Raw genomic sequence first — 24,187 nt, forward strand, 5'->3', positions numbered from 1 at the left:
CCCATCCGAACGGACGAGCGCCAGCCCGCCTTGCAGCGTGTCATATCTCGGATTACGGACAGTTCGGCGAGTGCCGCATTGGGACAATCCCGAGGTTGCGGACACGGGAAGGCCGCCGGCCGGTCGGCGGCTCAGGACTTGAGCAGATCGATGATCGATTCGAGACGCCGGCGCAGATCGCCAACATCGAGAGCGGGCTCGGCCGTCGCGGTGTCCTGGGTCGACTCGCCCTGCCCCGTCGCACCGGCCACGCCTGACGCTCTCGCACCGCGCGGCGAATCGGCCTCCAGCCGGTTGCGGGCGCCGTTGATGGTGAACCCCTGCTCGTAGAGCAACTCCCGGATACGCCGGATGAGCAGGACTTCGTGATGTTGGTAGTACCGTCGATTACCCCGCCGCTTGACCGGACGCAGCTGCGTGAACTCCTGCTCCCAATAGCGCAGGACGTGAGGCTTGACGCCACACAGCTCGCTCACCTCACCAATGGTGAAGTAACGCTTGGCGGGAATCGGCGGCAAGGCAACGTGATCCATCGCAGCGCGAGCAGAATGGGACGACGGTTAAATTGCGGACGAAAAACCAGCGGCCGCCACAGAATGCGGCGGCCGGGATTTACTTGCTCAGAACGCCAGACTCCACCATCGACTTGAGCTTCTGACTGGCGTGAAAGGTGACGACGCGACGCGCGGCGATCGGGATGGCCTCACCAGTCTTCGGATTCCGACCCGGTCGTTGCGGCTTGTCGCGCAACTGGAAGTTGCCGAAGCCGGAAAGCTTGACGCTGTCACCCGATTCAAGCGCATCGCGAATCGATTCGAAGAACGCCTCGACCATATCCTTCGCTTCACGCTTGTTCAGACCGACGTGTTCGAACAGCAACTCCGCCAGTTCGGCCTTCGTCAGCGTCGGCGCTTCGGTCGAGACCTCGTTCATTTCGCTGCGGCCCAGCGCGATGCGCTGCGCTGCGAGCATGGCTTCAAATTCACCAGGATTCATTTCGTTCATACGTCCCACGCGATGGCGATGACAGTGCGATAACCCACTCGCAACCGGATTTCTACCGGGCCTCAACCGCGCAAGCGCGCGCCGAACCCTTCTACCCGTTTTACCAGTGCGTTAATGGCGCCCTGGACCGTCTCGTCCTGCAACGTACCCGAGGGGTCTTGCAGAGTAACACGAAACGCCACGCTTTTGTCCTGCGCGCCCAGCGAGCCCGACGGGGCACCGGCCTTCGGCCGGAATTCGTCGAACAGCCGCACCGTTTGCACGATGCTGCATGCCGGATCGTCCTGGCGTGCCGCGAGCATGGCATCGAGCAATCCCTGCACCGGCTGCGACTGATCGACGACCAGCGCAATGTCACGCGTGACCGGCGGGAACTTCGAGATTTCCTCGTAGCTCGCGACATCGCGGGCGAACAGTGCCTCGGCCTCGATCTCGAACAGCACCGGCGCATGCGGCAGGTCGTATTTCTGCTGCCACCGCGGATGCAACTCGCCAATGAAACCGACGCGCTTGCCGTCCACTTCGATGGCAGCACTGCGTCCCGGGTGCAATGCCGGGTGCTCGGCCTTCACGAAACGCGCCGTGCGCGGTGCCAGCAATGCCTCGAGGTCGCCCTTCACGTCGAAGAAGTCCACCTGACGCGCGGGGGCGCCCCACTGTTCCTCGAGCGCCGGGCCATAGGCGAGCGCGGCGACGGTGAGCGGCTGGCGGTAGCCGGCAACGCTCAGTTCGCCCGACGCCACCGAATTGTCGCGATGATAGGTGCGACCGATCTCGAACACGCGCACGCGCGAGGCCTTGCGGTTCAGGTTGTAGCGCGCGGTCGCGATCAGGCTGCCGATCAGCGTGGAGCGCATCACCGCGAGGTGGCTGGCGATCGGGTTGAGCAGCTTGATCGGATTGTCGTTGCCGGCGAAGTCGGCTTCCCACTCCATGTCGACAAAGCTGAAGCCGACCGTCTCGTGATAATCGCGCGCCGCCACGGCATGCCGCACGGCATGCTGCGAGCGACGACCTTCGTTCGTCGGGCGCATCTCGCTCGCGGCCACCGGCGGATTGGCCGGAATACGGTCGAAGCCGTAAATGCGCGCGATTTCCTCGATCAGGTCTTCTTCGATCTCGATGTCGAAACGATACGACGGGGGAGCGACCTCGAACACACCGTCTTCCAGCGTGAACGGCAAGCCAAGGCGCGTGAAGATGGCACTCATCTCCTGCTCCGAGACCGGTACACCCAGGATCTTGACGGCTCTTGCGACACGCATCTTCACCGGTGCGCGCTCGGGCAGCTGCGCGACCTGGTCTTCCAGGGGACCGGCCTGGCCGCCGCAGATTTCGAGCACCAGTTGCGTGGCACGCTCCAGCGCACGTACGTTGCCGGCGAAGTCCACGCCGCGCTCGAAGCGGTGCGACGCATCGCTGGTGAAGTTGTACTTGCGCGCACGGCCCTGAATGGCCTGCGGGAAGAAGAAGGCGCCCTCGAGGAAGATGTTCTGCGTCTGCAAACCGGCCTTGGTCGAATCGCCCCCCATGATGCCGGCAAGACCGATCGGGCCGCTGGCGTCAGTGATGGCGAGCACGCTTTCGTCGAGCGCCACGGTCTGTTCATTGAGCAGCTTGAGCGTTTCACCCGCACGCCCGAAGCGCACGTCGATTCCGCCTTGCAGTCGGTTCAGATCGTAGACGTGCAGCGGCTGCCCCAGTTCGAGCATCACGTAGTTGGTGATGTCCACCAGCGCCGAGATGCTGCGTTGCCCCGCGCGCTCGAGACGCTCGACCATCCAGCGAGGCGACGGCGCGGCGGCATTCACGTTGCGGATGATGCGGCCACCGAAGCGTCCGCAGCCCTGCGGCGAGCTGATGCGCACCGGCAAGGTGTCGGCAATCGTGGCCGGCTGCGCACCTTGCCCCGGCAGATCCTTGAGCGGCGCCCCGGTGATGGCGGCAACTTCACGCGCCACACCGAGCAGCGACAGGCAATCCGCCTTGTTGGGGGTGAGCTTGACAACGAACACCGTGTCGTCGAGGTCGAGATATTCACGGATGTTCATGCCCACCGGCGCGTCTTCCGGCAGGATCATCAGACCGGCGTGGTCGTCGGAGAGCTTGAGCTCGCGCGCCGAGCACAGCATGCCGAAACTCTGCACGCCGCGCAGCTTGCCTACCTTGATCTGGAACGGCGCATCGCCGGCTTGCGCCGGCGGCAGCGCCGCACCCACCGTGGCGCACGGCACCTTGATGCCCGGCGCCACGTTCGGCGCACCGCACACGATGGTGAGCGTCTCGCCGGTGCCGGCATCGACCTGACAAACGTTCAGACGGTCGGCATCCGGATGACGCGACACCTCGAGCACCTTGGCCACCACCACGCCGGTAAACGGCGGGGCGACGGGATTGGTTTCCTCGACTTCGAGCCCGGACATCGTCAGGGCATGCGCCAACGCGTCGGTCGACAAATCCGGGTCGACCAGGGTACGCAGCCACGATTCAGAGAATTGCATGGATCAGTTCGCTCGCAGTTAAGACTTCACTTCCGAATGCCCGGCGGCAGCGATCTGGCGCGCCAGCCCGGGGCCTCGGCATCGATTACATGAATTGGCGCAGGAAGCGCAGATCGTTCTCGTAGAACAGGCGCAAATCCTGCACGCCGTAACGCAGCATCGTCAGACGCTCCAGGCCCGAGCCGAATGCGAAGCCGATGAAGCGCTCCGGGTCGAGGCCCATGTTGCGGATCACGGTCGGGTGGACCTGACCCGAACCGGAGATCTCCAGCCATTTGCCGGCATTCTTGCCGGTCTCGAACTGCATGTCGATCTCGGCGGACGGTTCGGTGAACGGGAAGTAAGACGGGCGAAAACGTACCTGAATGTCGTCGCGCTCGAAGAACTTGCGCAGGAAATCGGTGTACACGCCCTTGAGGTCGGCAAAGCTGATGTCTTCGGCAATCCACAGGCCTTCGACCTGGTGGAACATCGGCGAATGCGTGGCGTCCGAGTCAACGCGATACGTGCGACCCGGCGCGATGACCTTGATGGGCGGCTTGTTCATGCGCGCGTAGCGCACCTGCATCGGGCTGGTGTGCGTGCGCAACAGCAGCGGCTTGCCGGCGTCGTCGTTGCCCTCGACGTAGAAAGTGTCCTGCATCGAACGGGCCGGGTGATTTTCCGGGCTGTTCAGCGCAGTGAAGTTGAACCAGTCGGTTTCGATCTCGGGGCCGTCGGCCACGTCGAAACCGATGGAACGGAAAATCTGTTCGACGCGCTCCCAGGTGGTGAGCACGGGGTGCAGGCTACCGGCGCCCAGGCCTCGGCCGGGCAGGGTAACGTCGATGGCTTCGGCGGACAGTCGCGCGTCGAGCAGCGCGTCGGCCATGGCCTGACGGCGCGCCTGCAGCGCGCCTTCGATCTGTTGCTTGGCCGCATTGATCCGCGCACCTTCGGTCTTGCGTGCTTCGGGATCGAGCTTGCCGAGGCCCTTGAGCAACTCGGTCAGTTGGCCGGTCTTGCCAAGAAAGCGAGCTTTCTCGTTTTCCAGCGCGGCGGCGTCGGGAGCGGCGGCGAACGCACGCTGCGCTTCGCTGACGATAAGTTCCAGATCCATATGCTACAGACTCAAGTTAGGCGGTCGAATGGCCGCATGTTCAAGCAAAAAAGCGTACGAAAAAGCAGGCGGCAGGCGAAAAACAAAAGGGGGCTCCGATGAGAGCCCCCTCCTGGCGAATGGCGCGCGGTAAAACGCGCTATACGCTAACTACAGCTTAGGCTGCGACGGCGGCTTTCACCTGAGCGACAATCGCGGCAAACGCCGGCTTGTCGTTGATGGCCATGTCGGACAGCACCTTGCGGTCGAGTTCGATCGAGGCCTTCTTCAGACCAGCGATGAACACGCTGTAGGTCATACCGTGCTGACGCACACCTGCGTTGATACGCGCAATCCACAAAGCACGGAAAACGCGCTTCTTGTTGCGGCGATCGCGATAGGCGTATTGCCCGGCGCGCATGACCGCTTGCTTGGCGATGCGGAAGACGTTATTGCGACGGCCGCGGAAACCCTTGGCTGCAGCGATGACTTTCTTATGGCGGGCCCGTGCGGTGACCCCACGTTTGACTCGAGGCATGTTTCTCTCCTATCTAAGTCGGGGTTTAAGCGAAGGGCAGCATTGCGCGTACGGAGTTCAGATCAGACTCATGAACGCCGACGGCACCGCGCAGGTGACGCTTATTCTTGGTGGTCTTCTTCGTCAGAATGTGACGCTTGAAGGCCTGACCACGCTTGACGGTACCGCCAGGACGCACGCGAAAGCGCTTCTTGGCACCGCTCTTGGTTTTCATCTTGGGCATGAAAAACTCCGGGGTTTTTAACATGATCACAGGTGTGACGCCAATTTCGCGCCCCTTGTAGAACCCGGGATCACTTATTTTCAGGGTCGGACAGCACCCTGTATCGCTGCGACCTCTCTTGCGGGAAGTCGCGGCAATTCCTACGATCCGGCGGTGTCGTTCGACACCGCCACGACCTTATTTCTTCTTCGGCGCGATGACCATGATCATCTGACGGCCTTCCATCTTCGGCATCTGTTCCGGCTGGCCGAACTCTTCGAGATCGGTCTTCAGACGTTCCAGCATACGAGCGCCGATTTCCTGGTGAGCCATCTCACGACCGCGGAAACGCAGCGTGATCTTGGTCTTGTCGCCCTCTTCGAGGAACCGCTTCAGATTGCGCAACTTGACGTTGTAGTCACCGTCATCGGTGCCAGGTCGGAATTTGACTTCCTTGATCTGAACAACCTTCTGCTTCAGCTTGTTCTCGTGCGCTTTCTTCTGTTCCTGATACTTGAACTTGCCATAGTCCATCAGGCGGCACACCGGCGGCTGCGCTTGCGGCGCGATTTCCACCAGATCGACGTCAGCTTCTTCGGACAGACGGAAAGCCTCGGCGAGTTTCATGATGCCGAGCTGCTCACCGTCAACGCCAGTTAGACGCACTTCGGGCGCGGTGATTTCGCCGTTGATGCGATGCGACTTATCGGTAGCGATGTTGCTTATCCTCGAAAAAAGTCAAAAATTTAGCCGCGCTGTCCGACAGGCGTTATTGGAACGTTGCGCACGCTTGCGCAAGACGTTCGATGAGCGCATCAACGGGCATGACACCCAGATCCACGCCGCCACGGGCACGCACGGCTACCGTATTACCCTCTTGCTCCTTGTCCCCCACTACCACGAGATAGGGAACTTTCTGCAACGAGTGCTCGCGTATTTTATAGCTAATTTTCTCGTTGCGCAAATCGCTCCGAGCCCTAAGCCCTTGTTCTTTCAACTTTTTCGTCACTTCCTGGGCATAATCGGCGGTTTTTTCCGACACATTCATCACGATCACCTGCTCCGGCGCCAGCCAGACCGGCATTGCACCAGCATGGTGCTCGATCAGAATGCCGATAAAGCGCTCCAGCGAACCCAGGATCGCGCGGTGAAGCATGACCGGGCGCTTGCGGCTGTTGTCCTCCGCCACGTACTCGGCGTCCAGGCGCTCCGGCATCGAGAAATCGACCTGCATCGTGCCACACTGCCACTGGCGACCGAGCGCATCCTTGAGCGTGTACTCGATCTTCGGCCCGTAGAATGCCCCATCCCCCTCGGCGATCACGAACTCGCAACCCGAGCGACGCAGCGACTCCATCAGCGCGAACTCCGCCTTGTCCCAGTTCTCGTCGGAACCCACGCGATGTTCGGGGCGCGTTGCGACCTTGTAGATCATGTCCGTGAAGCCGAAGTCCTTGTACACGGCGTGCAGCAGCGCCGTGTAATTCACGCACTCTTCGAGAATCTGGTCTTCCGTACAGAAAATATGACCGTCGTCCTGTGTGAAGCCACGCACGCGCATCAGGCCGTGCAGACCACCCGACGGCTCATTGCGGTGACATTGACCGAACTCACCATAGCGCAGCGGCAGATCGCGGTAGCTGTGCAGCGACGAGTTGAAGATCAGAACGTGTCCCGGACAGTTCATCGGCTTGAGCGCGTAGGCGCGGTTCTCCGATTCCGTCGTGAACATGTTGTCCTTGTAGTTCTCCCAGTGCCCCGACTTTTCCCAGAGCGAGCGATCGAGAATCTGCGGCGCTTTCACTTCCTGGTAACCGTTGTTGCGGTAGACGCGGCGCATGTACTGCTCGACCTGTTGCCAGAGCGTCCAGCCCTTGGGGTGCCAGAAGACCAGACCCGGCGCTTCTTCCTGCATGTGGAAGAAGTCCAGCGCACGGCCGAGTTTGCGGTGATCGCGCTTTTCCGCCTCTTCGAGCATATGCAGATACGCATCCTGGTCTTCCTTCTTCGTCCAGGCCGTGCCGTAAATGCGTTGCAATTGCTCGTTCTTGGCATCGCCCCGCCAATAGGCGCCGGCGACCTTCATCAACTTGAAAACCTTGAGCTTGCCCGTCGACGGCACGTGCGGGCCGCGACAAAGGTCGACGAACTTGCCTTCGCGGTACAGGCCGATCTGCTCCGTGGCGGGGATCGATTCGATGATCTCGGCCTTGTACTTTTCGCCCATCGACATGAACAGACGCACGGCGTCGTCACGCGAGAGCACCTCGCGCGTGACCGGCTCGTCCTTCTTGGCGAGTTCGTGCATCTTCTTCTCGATCGCCTCGAGATCTTCCGGCGTGAAGGCGCGATGGAAGGCGAAATCGTAGTAAAAGCCGTTTTCGATGACCGGACCGATGGTCACCTGCGCCTCCGGGAACAGCTCCTTGACGGCGTAGGCCAGCAAGTGCGCCGTCGAGTGGCGAATGATGTCGAGACCGTCGGCATCCTTGTCGGTCACGATGGCAAGACTCACGTCGCGATCGATCAGGTAGGACGTATCGACCAGCTTGCCATCGACGCGACCGGCCAGGGCGGCCTTGGCCAGGCCCGCGCCGATCGAGCCGGCGACCTGCGCCACCGTGAGCGGGGCCTCGTACTGGCGTTGCGAACCGTCAGGCAAACGTACCGAAATCATGTCGCACTCCCATGCGCAAAAACGTCACGCGCGGCCCACGCCGCGCGGCAAAACCACGAAAAAAAACGGCCTCGACTGTTTGTCGAGGCCGTCTCTTCATTCCTTGCATCCAGACGAAAAACACCCTCGACTTAACGTCGCACCTTCACCACTGTGAAAGTTCGGGCAGTCTTCAACATGAGTGTTTTCCAGCGCCTGTGTCTGCGGGGTCTCGCGGACTGTCATGCATCAAATATTCGTTGGTAGGCTCGATTGGACTCGAACCAACGACCCCCACCATGTCAAGGTGGTGCTCTAACCAGCTGAGCTACGAGCCTACTGCAAGAGAACGAGATTCTAGCAATCTTTCGACCAATCGCCAAGCGATTATTGTGCCTGCCGACGAGAAACCGCGCCAATCAAGGCTTTGGCGCGGCATCCCCTCCTCACCGACGCCTGGACGACACCACGCCGGCGACGCCCGTGAGTTGTGCCAGCGCCCGTTGCAACTGCCCGCCGTCGCGAACCTCGACGGTGAATTGCATGAACGCCTGCGACCCTCGCGACTGCGTGCTGACACCCGTCACATTGAGCTTTTCCCGGGAGAACACTTCCGAGATATCGCGCAACAGGCCCTGCCGGTCCGTCGCCTCGATCTGAATGTCGACCGGGTAGGCCGCCACACCGCGACCTTCCAGCACGTCCGCCGACCAGGCGGTCTGAATCACCCGCTCCGGCGCACGCGCCTTCATGGCCTGAAAGCTGGCACAGTCCTGACGATGAATCGACACCCCCTTGCCGCGCGTGACGAATCCGACGATAGGATCGGGCGGTGCCGGGCGGCAGCACTTGGCCAACTGGGTCAGCAATGCGCCCACCCCCACGACCAGCACACCGCTCTTGGCCCCCTGCGTCACGCTGGTATCGAGACTCTTTTTCGCGACGAGCGTGTCTTCGTCACGCGGTTCCGGCCCAGGCAGATTGCCCGACAGCGCCTGCTCGACATGGCGCAGACTGAACTCGTCCTTCGCCACCGAGGCATAGAGATCATCCGGCGTCCGGAACCCCAGGCGCCCAGCCAGCTCCTCCAGATTGACCGACGTCTTGCCTTCGCGCTGCAACGTCTTGTCAATGAGCGTACGCCCATGCGCAATCGTCTCTTCGAGGTCGATCGCATTGAACCACTGCCGCACCTTCTGGCGCGCCCGATGGCTCTGCAAATACCCCAACTGCGGGTTAAGCCAATCGCGCGACGGCCCGCCCTGCTTGACCGTCACGATCTCGACCGTCTGCCCGTTCTGCAGCGGCGTATTGAGCGGCACCATCGCCCCATCGACCCTTGCGCCGCGGCAGCGATGCCCCAACTCCGAATGCAGATGGTACGCAAAGTCGACCGGGGTGGCGCCCTGCGGCAACGAAATCACGCGGGCCTGAGGCGTGAGCACGTAAATGTGATCATCGATCGTTGCGCGTTTGAGTTGCTCCCATGGCTGCGCGGCGCCCTCTGCGCCAACCGTGTCGGACACATCGTCCTTCCACGCGAGCAACTGACGCAGCCACGCGATCTTCTCGTCATAAGCATCGCCGGCCGAAAACGCGCCACCATAGCCGCGCTGGCCGGCTTCCTTGTACCGCCAGTGCGCCGCGATGCCGTATTCGGCAAAGTGATGCATTTCGTGCGTTCGTATCTGCACCTCGAACGCGCGCCCGTCGTCGCCAATCACCACCGTGTGCAGCGATTTGTATCCGTTGGGCTTCGGACGCGAAATGTAGTCGTCGAACTCTTTCGGAATTGGTTGCCAAAGGTTGTGGACGATGCCCAACACCGTGTAGCAATCCTTGATGTCGTCGACGATCACGCGGAACGCCCGCACGTCATACAGCTCCGCGAAGTCGACGGCCTTGCCGCGCATCTTCTTCCAGATACTGTAGATATGCTTCGGGCGGCCAGACACCTCCGCTCTGACACCGGCGCGCGCAAGTTCATCCTGAAGCCGCTGGATGGCGCCCTCGATGAACGTCTGGCGCTCGACGCGCTTCTCCTCGAGGAGCTTGGCGATCTGCTTGTAGGTGACGGGTTCGAGAAACCGGAATGCGAGATCCTCCAGCTCCCACTTGAGTTGCCAGATACCCAGACGGTTCGCCAGCGGCGCGTAGATCTCGAGCACCTCGTGGGGCATGTCCTCGGGCGGTGCGATCTTCTGCGCGGCATACCAGCGCAACGACTGCAGGCGCGACGCGAGACGGATCATCACCACGCGGATGTCCTGCGCGAACGCGAGCAGCATCTTGCGCAGCCCTTCGACCTGCGACTTGCGCTCGGCCGAGGCATCGCGATCGCGCCCGTCGTTGGGCATGGCCTGCGCGGCACGCGCGCCGGCGCCGGAGAGCCGCTGGAGCTTGCGCACGTCGATGACGAGCGCCGCCACCTCGGCGCCGAACTTCTGGGTCAGCGTGGCTTGCGGATCTGGCAAGAACTCGACGGCACTGAACAAGGCGGCCGCCTGATGCGTCGCCTCGTCCACACGCAACGTGTCGAGAATCGCGAGCATGCCACGCGCGTGCGCCATGATCGGCTCGCCGGACGAGAGCAATTGCTCGCCGCAGAGCGTCTCGGCAAACGCGAGGGCGTCGTCGAGCGTAGCGGGCAGATGTGCATCACCCGCACCCGAGGCCGCGGCCGGATTGACGGCGTCCGTCGACGCCGGGGCATTCGGTCCGGTGGGTGCCGGTGCTTGATGTTGGTTCATGTCGGAACGCGGGGCGGCAAGCGCCCCGATGATGCGGGTCGCGCGCTCAGCTCTCGCGCTGAGCCGCCACGACCACGATTTCAACGAGCATGGCAGGGTCGGCGAGCAACGCCTGCACCGTGGCACGCGGGGGCGCATTGCCTGCCGGCACCCACTCGTCCCACACCTGATTCATTTCACCGAAGTACTTCATGTCGGAGATGAAGATCTGACAGGAGAGGATCAGCGACTTGTCGCTGTTGGCCTCGGCGAGCAGGCGATCGATATGCGCGAGCACCTGACGCGTCTGCCCGGCCATGTCCTGCGAACGATCGTCAGGCGTTTGCCCGGCCAGATAAACCGTGCCGTTGTGCACGGCCATGTCCGACCAGCGCTTTTCGACGTAGAAACGTTGTACTGCCATGATGTAAGACTCCTCGTGTTCTTCTGACTTCGGATCCGCCGCCGCCCCACCGCTCTGGCGGGCATCAATCGGCGTATCCCTCAAAAAACCGGCGTGCGATCTCGATCTGGTCCGCATGCACGAACGTGGGCGCATGACCGACACCGGCGATTTCCACGGCGCGCGCGTGCTGCGCGTGCGCCAACATTTGTTCGAGCGTTGCGCGAGAGAGCAGGTCCGATGTCTCGCCGCGCACGATCAGCGTGCGTCCGGGAAACGCCGCGAGCGACGCCCAGAGCATGGCTTCGCCCGCGGCGATCGCCTCGGCCGGTATCGCCGAGAAGGCGGCGCCGATCGACGGATCGTAGCGAAGCACGTAGCCGTCGCCCTCCGCCTTGAGCAGCGGTTCGCACAACGCCCGCCACTCCTCAGGGGTGTGCGCACCGAACGCGCACGAGATCGACCACAGGTACTCGGCACCCTCCTCGACCGACGCGAAACGCTTCGGATTGCCGACATACTTGCCGATGCGCTCGAGCGCCGGCGCATCGATATGCGGCCCGACGTCATTGAGCAGCATGTTGCGAATCGGCGTATCCGGCAACCCCGCCAACCCCATCCCGATCAACCCGCCCATCGATGTGCCGAACCAGTCGACCGACGCGACATCCAACCGCGCGATCAGCGTGACCATGTCGGCAACATACTGTGGCACCACGTAACCGGCGGGGTTGGTGAGCCATGACGAGAGACCACGCCCGACCACATCCGGACATACCACGCGGTAGTCATCGGCGAAGGCTTTTGCCAGCGCATCGAAATCGCGCCCGCAACGCGTCAGGCCATGCACGCAGACCAGGACGCGGGGATTCTCGGGGTCCCCCCACTCCGTATACGCCATGCGATGCAATCCGGACGGACTCAGGCATTGAACGCTCGACAAACGCGGCACTTGGCTCGGCATGGCAGACTCGTCGGATCGATTTCCAGATCCGAATTCTACCGCGCTTGCCTCGAACCGTAAGCTAGAATGAGGTCACTCAAGAGCCGCATCGATCGACGACAGGCACGCCGCATCGAGACTGTCTCTGCCCCATCCCCATCTATCGATCGGAGACGACGCCATGCTCAAAGGAAAAATCGCCCTCGTGACCGGCTCCACCAGCGGCATCGGCCTGGGGCTCGCACAGGCGCTCGCCGCGCAGGGTGCGACCCTGATCACGAACGGCTTCGGCGACGCCGATGCGGCACGCAAGACCATTGCCGACGCGGCGGCCCGCGCCGGTCACCCCGTCGCTCCGATCGGTTACCACGGCGCCGACATGAGCCGCGCAAGCGAGATCGAGGCGATGATGCAGTACGCTGAAACAACCTTCGGCGGTGTCGATATCCTGGTGAACAATGCAGGGATTCAGCACGTTGCCGAGATTCAGGATTTTCCGACGGACAAATGGGACGCGATCATCGCGATCAACCTCACGTCCGCATTCCATACCACGCGACTGGCGCTGCCGGGCATGCGCAGGCGCAACTGGGGCCGCATCATCAATATCGCGTCGGTACATGGTCTGGTGGGCTCGGTCGGCAAGTCGGCGTATGTTGCCGCCAAGCATGGCATCGTCGGACTGACGAAGGTCACCGCGCTCGAGAATGCGCAATCAGGCGTGACTGCCAATGCGATCTGCCCGGGCTTCGTGCTCACGCCCCTCGTGCAGAAGCAAGTCGACGACCGCGCCGCGCGCGATCACCTCTCCGGCGACGAGGCCAAGCGGTCGCTGCTGGGCGAGAAGCAACCGTCCGGTGAGTTCGTGACGCCCGAGCAACTCGGCGGGCTTGCGGTCTTTCTGTGCAGCGACGCAGGCGCACAGGTACGTGGCGCCGCCTGGAACATGGACGGCGGCTGGGCCGCCCAGTAACGCTGGCCGGACCTCGGGCGCGTCGCGCACCACGCAGGGTACGTGCATCAAAACAAAACGGGCGGGGATCCCCCCGCCCGTTTCGCCTTCCACCGATCGCCGGGTTCAACGGCCCGACGATCCTCAGCAAGGCTGTGTGCCGACCGCCGCATGCCAGGCATGGCACAGTGCGACCGGCACGTCGCCGAAGTGTCAGACAGCGCTCGTGTCGAGCGGTGCCCCCGTCTTCTGCGAAATTTCCTCCTTCGTCACGCCCGGCGCCAGTTCCACCACCTTCAGGCCGTCCGGCGTCACGTCGATCACACCGAGATCGGTAATGATGCGGTTGACCACGCCCACGCCGGTGAGCGGCAGGTCGCAGTTCTTGAGGATCTTGTGGGCGTCGCCCTTGGCAACGTGCTCCATGAGCACGACCACACGACCGACCCCCGCCACGAGGTCCATCGCACCGCCCATGCCCTTGATCATCTTGCCCGGGATCATCCAGTTCGCGAGGTCACCCTTTTCGCTGACCTGCATCGCCCCGAGGATCGCCAGATTGATGTGACCGCCGCGGATCATCGCGAACGAATCGGCCGACGAGAAAATCGACGAGCCCGGCAGCGTCGTCACGGTCTGCTTGCCCGCGTTGATCATGTCGGCATCGACTTCGTCTTCCGTCGGGAACGGGCCGATACCGAGCAGGCCGTTCTCCGATTGCAACCAAACTTCCATGCCTTCGGGCACATGATTTGCCACGAGCGTGGGCAGACCGATGCCGAGGTTCACGTAGAAGCCGTCTTCGAGCTCGCGCGCCGCGCGCGCGGCCATTTCATCACGATTCCATGCCATGGTTATCTCCTTGATCTCGGCGCTTACTTGGCACGTACCGTGCGCTGTTCGATGCGTTTTTCCGGATGCGCGTTCAGCACAATGCGCTGAACGAAGATGCCGGGCAGGTGCACATCGTCCGGATCGATCGAACCGGTCTCCACCAATTCCTCGACTTCGACGATGGTGATCTTGCCGGCCATGGCGGCCACCGGATTGAAGTTGCGGGCCGTGCGGTTGAACACCAGATTGCCGGCACGATCGGCCTTGGCGGCCTTGACCAGCGCCACATCGGCGCGCAGCGAGCGCTCCATGACGTACGTCTCGCCATCGAACTCGCGCGTTTCCTTGCCTTCGGCAACCACGGTGCCCACACCGGTCTTGGTGAAGAACGCCGGGATCCCGGCGCCACCGGCACGCAGCTTTTCGGCGAGCGTGCCCTGCGGCGTGAATTCGAGTTCGAGCTCGCCCGCGAGGTACTGGCGCTCGAACTCCTTGTTCTCTCCGACGTACGAGGAAATCATCTTCTTGATCTGGCGCGTCTCGAGCAGCAGACCCAGACCGAAGCCGTCCACGCCGGCGTTGTTGCTGATGCAGGTGAGCCCTTTGACGCCCGAGTCGCGCAGCGCAGCGATCAGGGCCTCCGGAATGCCACACAGGCCGAAGCCACCGACGGCGAGCGTTTGCCCGTCTGCGACGACACCGGCGAGCGCCTCCTTGGCGCTGGCGTATACCTTGTTCATCGTTTGTCCCTTTCCCTCGGTTGAGAATTGAAATTATGCCGCGCTCGCGCACGTTGCGAGGCTTGCGCCGCCTCGAGAAACCTCATGGCGGCACCCCTCATGCAATCATAGAGCTTACTGTGGCGCGCAAATGGGGCACAATACGTCAAATTACATATCTTCCCGCGCGGCGCGCCGCAGCGCACGACCCGACCGGATCCGTATTACCCCCATGCCGACGTTCGATTACCAGACTGCCTTTCACATTGCGCCTGTCGGGCTGGTCATATCGCGCCAGCGCATCATCGAAGACTGCAATCGCCAGCTCGGCAAGATCTTCGGCTACGAACCCGAAGCGCTCATCGGCCAGTCGTTCCAGGTCCTGTACCCGTCGCCAAAAGAGTTCGAGCGCATCGGCGAGCGCATTCCGCCGATCATGACCGCTCAGGGCGTGTATTCCGACGAGCGCATCATGCGCCGCGCGAGCGGCGAACTGTTCTGGTGCCACGTCACCGGACGCTCGCTCGACGTCAACGATCCCCATGCCGCCGGCCTCTGGACGTTCGAGGACATTTCCGCAACGCGCCGCGTCGCCGTCGCCCTCACCGCCCGCGAACGGGAAATCGCCGCGCAGCTCGTCCAGGGAAAGACCAGCAAGCAAATCGGCAAGATTCTCGACATCAGTCCGCGCACGGTGGACATCTATCGCGCGCGGCTCATGCAGAAGTACGGCGCGGGCACCGCCACCGAGCTCGTGCAGCGCCTGCTCGGCAATTGATGGATAGCGACGGGGCGAGGCGACGCCCCGCCCAACCTTGTCAGCCAATCAGCGCACGGACCTCGTCGGGCAGCGGCACCGACTTCTCTTCCTTGTAGTTCACCCAGACGATCTTCGCCCCGCCCTGCGCCACAAGCACGTCCGGCGTGTCGGCGCGCCGCAGCTCGAAACGCGTATCGACGCTGCTGCGCCCCGGCGTGCCGATGAACATGCGGCAATCGATATCGCCGGGATAACGCAGTTGGCGCAGGAAGGTCATGTTTGCGTTGATGATCACCGGCCCCTCGCCCGTCGAGCTCTCTTCCGAGGCGATGCTCAGCGACTCGAGCCACGAAATCCGCACTTGCTCCATGTAACGGAAGTAGACCGTATTGTTCACATGGCCGAACGCGTCCATATCGCCCCAGCGAATGGGCATGCTCATGCGAAAGACTTCCTTGTATTCTGACGACACCACAAATTCCCCATGTTGAAAATCGACGCCCCGCCGTGAGTCGACAGCGCGCCATGGGAATGAAGTGTAGCGCTTCGGATGGGGCGGCGCGCGCCAGACGGCCGCCTCAGGCCTCGCAAGGCCGCGTTTTCGGACTGGTGGTGCCCCGGCCTGAGACAAGTCCGAGTCGGGACACCGAACTTACTTGCGCGCGCCGATGGCCACGCCGTCGTCCTTGACTGCGGCTTCGGCCTTCTCGACCAGATCTCGCCCCACGAGTGACTTCCATTTCGCGTAGACAGCGCGCGTGGCATCGACGAAGCGCTGGCGCTGCTCCGGCGTGAGCCGGGTCACCTTCACGCCACGGGCGTCCAGGTCGTCCCATGTGCCGCGCCCATTGCCGAGCAGGTCTTCGCGGGCGAGCGCGATCTCGAAACGCGCCGCCTCGAGCGCCGCATCGCGCACGATGTCGCGGTCCTGCGGCGACCAGCTGTCCCAGACCTGCCGATTCACCACGAAGAGGATCGGGTCCGCCACGTAATCCCAGATCGTCACGTAGCGCTGCCCAAGCGTGTCGAGCCGTACGTTGTTGTAGACCGTGATGGGGTTCTCCTGGCCGTCGATGCTGCGCGACTTGAGCGCGCGCACCGCTTCGTTCCAGGTCAGTTGCGTAGGCACCGCCCCCAGCGACGTGAAGATGTCGTTGAACAACAGGGAACCGACCACGCGAAACCGCAATCCGCGCATGTCCTCCGGGGTGCGAATGGCGCGGCGCGAATTGCTCAGTTGCCGGAAGCCGTTTTCCCCCCAGGCCAGCGGCACGACGCCTTGCTCTTCCACGCGACGGAACAGTTCGCGCCCCACCTCGCCTTGCGTGAGGGCGTCGAGCGACCGGTAGCTGCGCAGCAGGAACGGCAGCGAGAAAACATTGAATTCCGGGATGGCCGACGACCAGTTGATCGTCGACCCGACGGCCATGTCGATCACGCCCTGGCGCAGCGCCGTGAACTCGCGCGTCTGATCCCCGCCCACGAGCGCCGCGCCCGGGTGCAGCCGTATGTTGATGCGTCCGCGCGTGCGCTCGCGCACCATGTCGACCCAGAGCTGCGTGCCTTTGGCCCAGGGCGTGCCGGCATCGGGCACGATGGAAAGCGAGTATTCCGACTTGTAGGGTTGCGCGCCGACCGGCAACGCGATTGCGGCGAGGGCAAGCGCGACTCCAACGAGCCCCCGCCAGCCTTGATTACGCATGGTGTCCTCGAGATGATTCGGGATCCGACGTCAACACGACGCCCTTTGCGATCCCGTGAGCGTCGTGAAATTATGCGCTCGAGGCCATCTGGCTGGCTGCCTCGGACAATCCCCGATTGCCGCAATGCAGCGAGCCTGCGCAATCGGCAAACGCCTGCGGACCGCGCCGCCGCGGCGCTCAGCCGACCGCCAGTCCGTCGTCGATCGTCATGATCGAGCCGTTGATGAATCGGGCGTCGTCCGAGGCAAGCAGCAGGATCAATCCGTCGAGATCGCTGGGCTGACCGACGCGCTGGCGCGGCAACATCTGCACCAGCTTGCGACCGGCTTCCGTCTGCCAGTGCTCGTGGTTGATCTCGGTATCGATATAGCCCGGACACAGGGCGTTCACATTGATGTTGAAACGCCCCCACTCGAGCGCCATCGCGCGTGTCATGTGAATGACCGCCGCTTTGCTCACGCAATACACGCCGAGCATGGAAATCGCGCGCTGCCCCGCAACCGACGCCACATTGATGATCCGATGCTGGCGCTGCGCATCGCCCTTGGCACGCCGGATCATGCGTTTGGCGACTTCCTGCGCGACGAAGAACGCGCCGCGCGTATTCGTATCGAGCACGTAGTCGTACTCCTGCGGCGTGACGTCGACCAGCCGCTGCTGCGTCGATACCCCGGAGTTGTTGATGAGAATGTCGATCGCGCCTGCTTCGGTCTCGGCATGCGCCACGCCCGCCCGAATGCTGTCGTAGTCGGTCACGTCCAACGGCACCACGTGCGCCGCGCCGCCTTGCGCCTCGATTTCCGCACGCAGTTCCTTGAGCCGCTCCACGCGGCGACTGGCCAGCACCACCTTGGCGCCGGCCTGCGCGAGGACCTTGGCGAACTGCATGCCGAGCCCGCTCGACGCGCCGGTGACCATCGCCACCTTGCCTTCCAGATTCAGCGAACGCCCCATCGTCTTCCCCCTCGGACCCGGATCGCCATTGAATGACGGCGCTGCCGCGAGGCACGCCGCTAGAGCTTCCTACCTACCATACCGAACGATCGTGCTATTAATATGCGGTTGCGAGGTGTTCCCCATTCCCGGAAAATGGCCGCACCCACGAATTCTAACGTTTATAACAGGAGCATCAATGGATCCGAAGCTGCTTGAGCAGTACGGCCCGAGGGAGTCGATGGAATATGACGTCGTCGTTGTCGGCGGCGGTCCGGCCGGCCTGTCCACGGCTATCCGTTTGAAGCAACGTGCCCAGGAAGCAGGCAAGGAGATCTCCGTTTGCGTGCTGGAGAAGGGCTCGGAGATCGGCGCCCACATTCTCTCCGGCGCCGTCATGGACCCCCGCGCCCTGACCGAGCTGATCCCCAACTGGAAGGAACTTGGTGCGCCGCTCGACACCCCCGTCGTCGAAGACCGCTTCCTGTTTCTCAATGAGACGGGGGCGACCTCCACGCCGTCGTGGCTGCTGCCGGCATGCTTCCAGAATCACGGCAACTATGTCATCAGCCTGGGCAACGTTGTCCGCTGGCTCGGCCAGCAGGCCGAGGCGCTCGGCGTCGAGATCTTCCCGGGTTTCCCCGCCGCGGAAATCCTGTACGACGAGAACGGTGCCGTCATGGGCGTCGCGACCGGCAACATGGGTGTGGGCAAGGACGGCGAGCCGACGGAAAACTTCCAGCTCGGCATGGAATTGCACGCCAAGTACACGATCTTCTCCGAAGGCGCGCGCGGCAGTCTCGGCCGCCAGTTGATGCGCAAGTTCAATCTCGACGAAGGGCGCGATCCACAAGCCTACGGCCTGGGCATCAAGGAGTTGTGGGAGATCGATCCGTCCAAGCACAAGGAAGGCCTGGTCATTCACACGGCCGGCTGGCCGCTCAACGCACAAACGTACGGCGGCTCGTTCCTTTATCACCTGCCGAACCATCAGGTTGCGGTCGGCTTCATCGTCGGCCTCGACTACAGCAACCCGTACCTGTCGCCGTTCGAGGAATTCCAGCGCTACAAGACGCACCCGTCGATTCGCCATTTCCTGGAAGGCGGCAAACGCATTTCCTATGGCGCGCGCGCGATTACGGCGGGCGGTCTGCTGGCGCTGCCGAAACTCGTCTTCAAGGGCGGCGCGTTGGTCGGTTGCGAGGCCGGGTTCCTCAATGTGAGCCGCATCAAGGGCAGCCACGCCGCGATCAAGAGCGGGATGCTGGCGGCCGACGCCGCCTTCGACGCGCTGGCCGCGTCGCGTCAGCGCGACGAACTCGCTGCCTACCCGGTGGCGTTCGAGCAATCCTGGCTGCACGAAGAGCTGAACAAGGCGCGCAACTTCAAGCAGTGGTTCAAGAAGGGCCTCACGGTCGCCACGCTCATGACCGGCATCGAGCAGAAGCTGTTGGGCGGCAAGATGCCCTGGACCATCCACCGCAAGAAGGCCGATCACGAATGCCTCCTGCCGGCGGCGCAATGCCAACCGATCGTCTACCCGAAGCCGGATGGCAAGCTCACGTTCGATCGCCTGTCTTCGGTCTTCATCTCGAACACCAACCATGAAGAAAACCAGCCGGCCCATTTGACGCTCAAGGATCCGAGCGTGCCGGTCGGCATCAACCTGGCCGAGTTCGCGGGGCCGGAGCAACGCTATTGCCCGGCCGGCGTGTACGAGTTCGTGAAGAACGATGACGATTCCGAGCGTCTGCAGATCAATGCGCAGAACTGCGTGCATTGCAAGACGTGCGATATCAAGGACCCGACACAGAACATCGTGTGGGTAACGCCGGAGGGGGGGGGCGGACCGAACTACCCGAACATGTAAAGCGCGTGTTGCCGCCGGTTCGCCCGGCGGTTTTTGTTTGCCGGATCGCGTTCGTGGCGGGTGCCGCGCTCGTGTCGGGGCGACAGGTTCGCGCTTGGCGTCGCGCCCGCCATCGAGCCTGCAACCGATGCGCCCGCACGGCAGTCTCACGGATTTTGAACCCACGCCAATGGCGAGGAGGCATGATGTCGAGAACTTCCGTATGGCGCTCGGGCACGGCATTGGCAGGCGCACTCGCGCTGAGCTGCGGTGCGGTCCAGGCGAAGTCGGTGTCCTACCTGTGCGACAACCAGCACGTCGCGTTGGTCGTCTACGACGATCACCATCTCGGTGGCGATGTCACGTTGTACTGGATGGGCAAACGCGAGGTGCTCAAGCCAGCGCGTGCCGCGAGCGGAGAAAAGCACGTGGGCCGCACGCTGGTGTGGTGGAGCAAGGGCCCCGAGGGCACCCTTTACACGGCCGGGGACGAGCGCCCGATCACGCAATGTCGAGAATGAGCGCGCTCGCATGAAAAAAACGCCAGACGATCGGTCTGGCGTTTTGCTCTGAAGGTCGCGCTCGAGCTAACGCTCGAACTGTCCCGTCGGCACGACCCGCTGCCACGTCACGCGACAATCACCCCGGCGCTCGTGCCGCGATGACCGGGGTATTCACGTGCACATCGCCGCACTGCGCCCGGTGACGAAGCGCGTGATCGATCAGCACGAGTGCCAGCAGCGCTTCGGCGATCGGCGTCGCGCGAATCCCCACACAGGGATCGTGGCGACCGAATGTCTCGACCGTCGACGGCTGTCCGTCCATATCGATCGAGCGACGCGGCGTGCGAATGCTCGAGGTCGGCTTGATCGCGATGGAAACGTCGATGTCCTGCCCCGTCGAGATACCGCCGAGAATCCCGCCCGCGTTGTTGCCGACGAACCCCTGCGGCGTCAGTTCGTCGCCATGTTCGGAGCCCTTCTGGGTCACGCTGCGAAAGCCCGCGCCGATCTCGACGCCCTTGACCGCATTCAAGCCCATCATCGCGTGAGCAATGTCAGCGTCGAGACGGTCGAACAACGGCTCGCCCAGGCCAACCGGCACGCCCGTTGCCACCACGCGAAGTCGCGCGCCGACCGAGTCGCCCGCCTTGCGCAGGTCGTCCATGTACGCTTCGAGCCGCGGGACGACATTCACGTCGGCGGCAAAAAACGAGTTCTGCGGCACCTGCGACCAGTCGGTCTGCGGAATCTCGATGTCGCCCAGTTGCGTCATGCAGCCACGCACCTGCACGCCAAACCGTTCGGCGAGCCACTTCTTGGCCACCGCGCCCGCCGCGACCACCGGCGCGGTGAGGCGCGCCGAGGAACGCCCGCCGCCGCGATAGTCGCGTACGCCGTACTTCTGCAGGTAAGTGTAGTCGGCATGCCCCGGACGGAACGTCTGGACGATATTGCCGTAGTCCTTGCTACGCTGATCGGTATTGCGGATCAGCAGCGCGATCGGTGTGCCCGTTGTCACCCCTTCGAACACGCCCGAGAGAATCTCGACGGCATCCGGCTCATTGCGCTGCGTGACATGACGCGACGTGCCGGGACGGCGGCGATCGAGTTCGTGCTGAATGTCGGCTTCCGCAAGCGCCATTCCCGGCGGGCAGCCATCGATCACACAGCCGATGGCCGGGCCATGCGATTCGCCGAAAGTGGTGACGGTAAACAGGGTTCCAAGCGTATTGCCAGACATACGGGATCAGGTCGGGTGGGACGGGAAAGCCCTATTATGCCAGCGATCCCGCCGCATCGCCCCGCCCCATGCGGCATAACGTGATGCCAATCGGGCAAAGGGCGGCATTTTGAGAACCGTCCGATGGTCGGGGCGGCGCATTCGGAATGCGCCGCGCCGTGCCCGTCAGACCGGCCAGGGGCCGCGAAGCTCGAGGACCTTGTCGCGCAGCACCTCGGGAGACGCCTGGGCCGGTTCGACCGGCTCGCCAATGACCAGCTCCAGGCGATTGAGCACGCCGCGTTTGAACGGACGGGTCATGGCCGCCCCGCCGTGCCGCGAGAAGAAACTGCCCCAAAGCCCGCGCAGCGCCATGGGCACCACGGGCACCGGCGTGCGCTCGATGATGCGCCGCACGCCTTGCCGGAACACCTGCAGGTCACCCGAAGCGGTCAGCTTGCCTTCGGGGAAGAGGCAAACCACCTCTCCCGCTTCCAGCGCCGCGGCGATCTGCGTGTAGGCGCGGTCCAACCCCTCGGCGTCTTCGTGTGCGGGCGCGATGGGAATCGCCTTTACCGTGCGGAAGAACCACGACAACACCGGAATTCGGAAGATCCGGTGATCCATCACGAAACGGACCGGCCGCCGAATGGAGGCGCCGATGACCACCGCATCGGCGAAGCTCACGTGATTGCACACCAGCACGCACGGGCCTTCGTGCGGAATCTTGTCCGCCCCTCTGACCTCGATGCGGTAGACCGTGTGCAACAACAGCCACATGACGAAACGGATGAGGAACTCGGGAAGCAGCGTATAGAGATAGACCGCGACCAGCGCGTTGAGGATGCCCGTGACGAGATACAACTGATCGACGGTGAAGCCCGCCTTGGTCAGCGTCATCGCCATGAGCGCGGACACGACCATGAACAACGCGTTGAGAATATTGTTGGCGGCAATGATGCGTGCACGATGCGAGGGTGCGCTTCGACTCTGGATCAATGCGTACAGCGGCACGCTGTAGAACCCGCCGAACATCGCGAGCAGGAACAGATCGGCAAGAATGCGCCAGTGCGCCGGTTGTGCAACAAACTGGCCCACGGACTGGAGCGCACCGCCCGGCGTGCCGCCCCGGCTCGCGAAGTAAAGATCGACGGCGAACAGCGTCATGCCGATCGAGCCGAAAGGCACCAGCCCGATCTCCACTTTCCCGCCCGAGAGTCGTTCGCACAGGAGCGACCCCACGCCGATGCCCACGGAGAACATCGCGAGCAACAGTGTCACGACGCTCGGATCGGCGCCGAGCACGTCATGCGCGAAATTGAAGAACGAGGCGAGAAACGTGGCACCGAGGAACCAGAGCCAGGAGATGCCGAGCAGGCTTTGAAAAACGGCCCGATCCGTGCGCGCAATGCGCAGGTTGCGCCACGTTTCCGTGAGCGGGTTCCAATTGATGCGCAGATCCGGTTGCGCCGCCGGCGTTTGCGGCACCCAGGTCGACACCAGACGCCCGAGCACCGCCAGCGTCAGGCACACGCCGCCGATCCACGGCAACGACCCCGCCCCCGCGCCGGCCAGCTCGCCGCCCACGATCGTGCCAATCAGAATGGCGACGAACGTGCCCATCTCCACCAGTCCGTTGCCGCCGACCAGCTCATGATTGGCGAGATGCTGCGGAAGATACGCGTACTTCACCGGCCCGAAGAGCGTGGAATGCAGGCCCATCAGGAACGTGCAAACGTACAGCAGCGGTGCACTTGTCCAGAGAAATCCGGCGGCGCCCACGACCATGATGCCAATCTCGAGCGTTTTGACGAAGCGAATCAGGCGCGCCTTGTCCCACTTGTCGGCGATCTGACCACTCGTGGCGGAGAACAGCAGAAACGGTGCGATGAAGATCGCCGAGATCAGAAACGCCGCGGTCTTGCCGTCGACGTCCTGAAACAGCGATGCGTGATAGGTGACGAGCGACGTGAACGCGATCTTGAACACGTTGTCGTTCATTGCACCCAGGAACTGCGTCCAGAAAAACGGCGCGAAACGCCGTTGTTTCAGCAGTCGTGATTGGTGGCCCTCGCCGCGTGCCCCGCGCTGGCTGGCCTCGCTCACTTGGCGCTTTCCGCTTCCTCGGCAGGCCAGTCGCGAATGTACGCCTTGAGCATGCGATTCTCGAACGACTGCTCCTCGACGACCGCCCGAGCCACGTCGTAGAAGGAAATCACACCCATGAGCGTGCGGTTGTCCATCACCGGCAGGTAACGGGCATGGCGCTCGAGCATCATGCGACGGACCTCGTTCACATCCGTTTCCGGCGTGCACGTGAGCGGATGATCGTCCATGACCTTGCGGATCGTGGAGCCACCGACGGTGCCGCCGTTCTTGCTGATCGTGTTGATGATTTCCCGGAACGTGAGCATGCCCACAAGATCGCCATACTCCATGACGACCAGCGAACCGATGTCGTGCTCTGCCATCGTGTCGACGGCGTCGGCAAGCGGTGTCTCCGGGGTCACGGTGAACAGGGTGTTGCCCTTTACTTTCAGGATGTCAGACACACGCATGGCACACACTCCTCATTGTGTTGCTCGGGCAATCGTGGCGGAACGCTGCCGCGCGACGTATTGCCGGACTTCGCCCAGACTTCGGCTTGCGAGACGGAGCGC

Annotated in this window: 23 protein-coding genes and 1 tRNA gene; 4 read left to right on the forward strand and 20 right to left on the reverse strand. The window is 63.1% G+C overall.

Annotation, left to right across the window (positions count from 1 at the left end; genetic code table 11):
• Positions 1-131 precede the first annotated feature (131 nt).
• From W930_RS0108050 to W930_RS0108105, 12 genes are all read right to left on the reverse strand, one after another.
• Positions 132-533: a MerR family transcriptional regulator gene (locus W930_RS0108050; RefSeq protein WP_023595514.1), complete on the reverse strand. Its 402-nt coding sequence runs from the start codon at positions 531-533 to the stop codon at positions 132-134.
• Positions 534-612: 79 nt separating this feature from the next.
• Complete coding sequence (locus W930_RS0108055; protein WP_023595513.1) at positions 613-1,005, reverse strand: integration host factor subunit alpha; 393 nt, start codon at positions 1,003-1,005, stop codon at positions 613-615.
• 62 nt (positions 1,006-1,067) lie between these two features.
• Positions 1,068-3,506: a phenylalanine--tRNA ligase subunit beta gene (pheT, locus tag W930_RS0108060; protein ID WP_023595512.1), complete on the reverse strand. Its 2,439-nt coding sequence runs from the start codon at positions 3,504-3,506 to the stop codon at positions 1,068-1,070.
• An 85-nt stretch (positions 3,507-3,591) separates the two neighbouring features.
• Positions 3,592-4,605 carry a phenylalanine--tRNA ligase subunit alpha gene (pheS, locus tag W930_RS0108065; RefSeq protein WP_023595511.1) on the reverse strand — a complete coding sequence of 338 codons (1,014 nt, stop codon included), beginning with the start codon at positions 4,603-4,605 and terminating at the stop codon, positions 3,592-3,594.
• Positions 4,606-4,762: 157 nt separating this feature from the next.
• Positions 4,763-5,122 (reverse strand): 50S ribosomal protein L20, encoded by a 360-nt coding sequence (gene rplT, locus W930_RS0108070; protein WP_010806048.1) that lies wholly within the window; start codon positions 5,120-5,122, stop codon positions 4,763-4,765.
• Positions 5,123-5,147: 25 nt separating this feature from the next.
• Positions 5,148-5,345 carry a 50S ribosomal protein L35 gene (gene rpmI, locus W930_RS0108075; RefSeq protein ID WP_010806049.1) on the reverse strand — a complete coding sequence of 66 codons (198 nt, stop codon included), beginning with the start codon at positions 5,343-5,345 and terminating at the stop codon, positions 5,148-5,150.
• A gap of 177 nt (positions 5,346-5,522) precedes the next feature.
• Complete coding sequence (gene infC / locus W930_RS0108080) at positions 5,523-6,041, reverse strand: translation initiation factor IF-3 (protein WP_072619107.1); 519 nt, start codon at positions 6,039-6,041, stop codon at positions 5,523-5,525.
• A gap of 52 nt (positions 6,042-6,093) precedes the next feature.
• Positions 6,094-8,001 carry a threonine--tRNA ligase gene (gene thrS, locus W930_RS0108085; RefSeq protein ID WP_023595509.1) on the reverse strand — a complete coding sequence of 636 codons (1,908 nt, stop codon included), beginning with the start codon at positions 7,999-8,001 and terminating at the stop codon, positions 6,094-6,096.
• A 240-nt stretch (positions 8,002-8,241) separates the two neighbouring features.
• Positions 8,242-8,318, reverse strand: a tRNA-Val gene (locus tag W930_RS0108090).
• Between the two features lie 108 nt (positions 8,319-8,426).
• Positions 8,427-10,730: a bifunctional (p)ppGpp synthetase/guanosine-3',5'-bis(diphosphate) 3'-pyrophosphohydrolase gene (locus tag W930_RS0108095; protein ID WP_023595508.1), complete on the reverse strand. Its 2,304-nt coding sequence runs from the start codon at positions 10,728-10,730 to the stop codon at positions 8,427-8,429.
• A gap of 46 nt (positions 10,731-10,776) precedes the next feature.
• Positions 10,777-11,133, reverse strand: coding sequence for a RidA family protein (locus W930_RS0108100; protein WP_023595507.1), 357 nt, complete (start codon positions 11,131-11,133; stop codon positions 10,777-10,779).
• A 64-nt stretch (positions 11,134-11,197) separates the two neighbouring features.
• Positions 11,198-12,076: an alpha/beta fold hydrolase gene (locus W930_RS0108105; RefSeq protein ID WP_023595506.1), complete on the reverse strand. Its 879-nt coding sequence runs from the start codon at positions 12,074-12,076 to the stop codon at positions 11,198-11,200.
• Positions 12,077-12,236: 160 nt separating this feature from the next.
• Here W930_RS0108105 and W930_RS0108110 point away from each other — a divergent pair, with 160 nt between their 5' ends.
• On the forward strand, positions 12,237-13,028 hold the full coding sequence (locus W930_RS0108110; RefSeq protein WP_023871620.1) for a 3-hydroxybutyrate dehydrogenase: 792 nt from the start codon (positions 12,237-12,239) through the stop codon (positions 13,026-13,028).
• Positions 13,029-13,220: 192 nt separating this feature from the next.
• Here the strand turns inward: W930_RS0108110 and W930_RS0108115 are convergent, their stop codons facing one another.
• A complete protein-coding gene (locus W930_RS0108115; RefSeq protein ID WP_023595504.1) occupies positions 13,221-13,859 on the reverse strand; it encodes a CoA transferase subunit B in 639 nt (212 codons plus the stop codon).
• Positions 13,860-13,882: 23 nt separating this feature from the next.
• Positions 13,883-14,581, reverse strand: a complete 699-nt coding sequence (locus tag W930_RS0108120; protein WP_023595503.1) for a CoA transferase subunit A — start codon at positions 14,579-14,581, stop codon at positions 13,883-13,885.
• Between the two features lie 211 nt (positions 14,582-14,792).
• Here W930_RS0108120 and W930_RS0108125 point away from each other — a divergent pair, with 211 nt between their 5' ends.
• On the forward strand, positions 14,793-15,338 hold the full coding sequence (locus tag W930_RS0108125; protein WP_023595502.1) for a PAS and helix-turn-helix domain-containing protein: 546 nt from the start codon (positions 14,793-14,795) through the stop codon (positions 15,336-15,338).
• A gap of 40 nt (positions 15,339-15,378) precedes the next feature.
• Here W930_RS0108125 and W930_RS0108130 read toward each other — a convergent pair whose 3' ends face one another.
• The 3 genes from W930_RS0108130 to W930_RS0108140 all read right to left on the reverse strand — a co-directional run bounded on the left by W930_RS0108130 (position 15,379) and on the right by W930_RS0108140 (position 17,977).
• Positions 15,379-15,792, reverse strand: coding sequence for a thioesterase family protein (locus W930_RS0108130; RefSeq protein ID WP_158443195.1), 414 nt, complete (start codon positions 15,790-15,792; stop codon positions 15,379-15,381).
• Between the two features lie 180 nt (positions 15,793-15,972).
• A complete protein-coding gene (locus W930_RS0108135; RefSeq protein ID WP_023595500.1) occupies positions 15,973-17,022 on the reverse strand; it encodes a DctP family TRAP transporter solute-binding subunit in 1,050 nt (349 codons plus the stop codon).
• A gap of 178 nt (positions 17,023-17,200) precedes the next feature.
• A complete protein-coding gene (locus W930_RS0108140) occupies positions 17,201-17,977 on the reverse strand; it encodes an SDR family oxidoreductase (protein WP_023595499.1) in 777 nt (258 codons plus the stop codon).
• 178 nt (positions 17,978-18,155) lie between these two features.
• On the opposite strand from W930_RS0108140, the gene W930_RS0108145 reads away from it, so the two are divergent.
• Together W930_RS0108145 and W930_RS26630 are read left to right on the forward strand one after the other, a co-directional pair.
• Positions 18,156-19,826, forward strand: coding sequence for an electron transfer flavoprotein-ubiquinone oxidoreductase (locus tag W930_RS0108145; RefSeq protein ID WP_023595498.1), 1,671 nt, complete (start codon positions 18,156-18,158; stop codon positions 19,824-19,826).
• Positions 19,827-20,011: 185 nt separating this feature from the next.
• Positions 20,012-20,326, forward strand: a complete 315-nt coding sequence (locus tag W930_RS26630) for an MliC family protein (protein WP_158516340.1) — start codon at positions 20,012-20,014, stop codon at positions 20,324-20,326.
• A gap of 118 nt (positions 20,327-20,444) precedes the next feature.
• On the opposite strand, the gene aroC is transcribed toward W930_RS26630, so the two are convergent.
• The 3 genes from aroC to W930_RS0108165 all read right to left on the reverse strand — a co-directional run bounded on the left by aroC (position 20,445) and on the right by W930_RS0108165 (position 24,085).
• Positions 20,445-21,548 carry a chorismate synthase gene (aroC, locus tag W930_RS0108155; protein WP_023871622.1) on the reverse strand — a complete coding sequence of 368 codons (1,104 nt, stop codon included), beginning with the start codon at positions 21,546-21,548 and terminating at the stop codon, positions 20,445-20,447.
• Between the two features lie 165 nt (positions 21,549-21,713).
• Positions 21,714-23,633: an MFS transporter gene (locus W930_RS0108160; RefSeq protein ID WP_024788510.1), complete on the reverse strand. Its 1,920-nt coding sequence runs from the start codon at positions 23,631-23,633 to the stop codon at positions 21,714-21,716.
• Complete coding sequence (locus W930_RS0108165) at positions 23,630-24,085, reverse strand: CBS domain-containing protein (protein WP_023595494.1); 456 nt, start codon at positions 24,083-24,085, stop codon at positions 23,630-23,632. The genes W930_RS0108160 and W930_RS0108165 overlap by 4 nt, the downstream gene beginning before the upstream one ends.
• Between the last annotated feature and the right edge of the window lie 102 nt (positions 24,086-24,187).

It is taken from the genome of Pandoraea sp. E26, from assembly GCF_000681415.1.
In the GTDB taxonomy this organism is placed as follows: Bacteria; Pseudomonadota; Gammaproteobacteria; order Burkholderiales; family Burkholderiaceae; genus Pandoraea; species Pandoraea pnomenusa.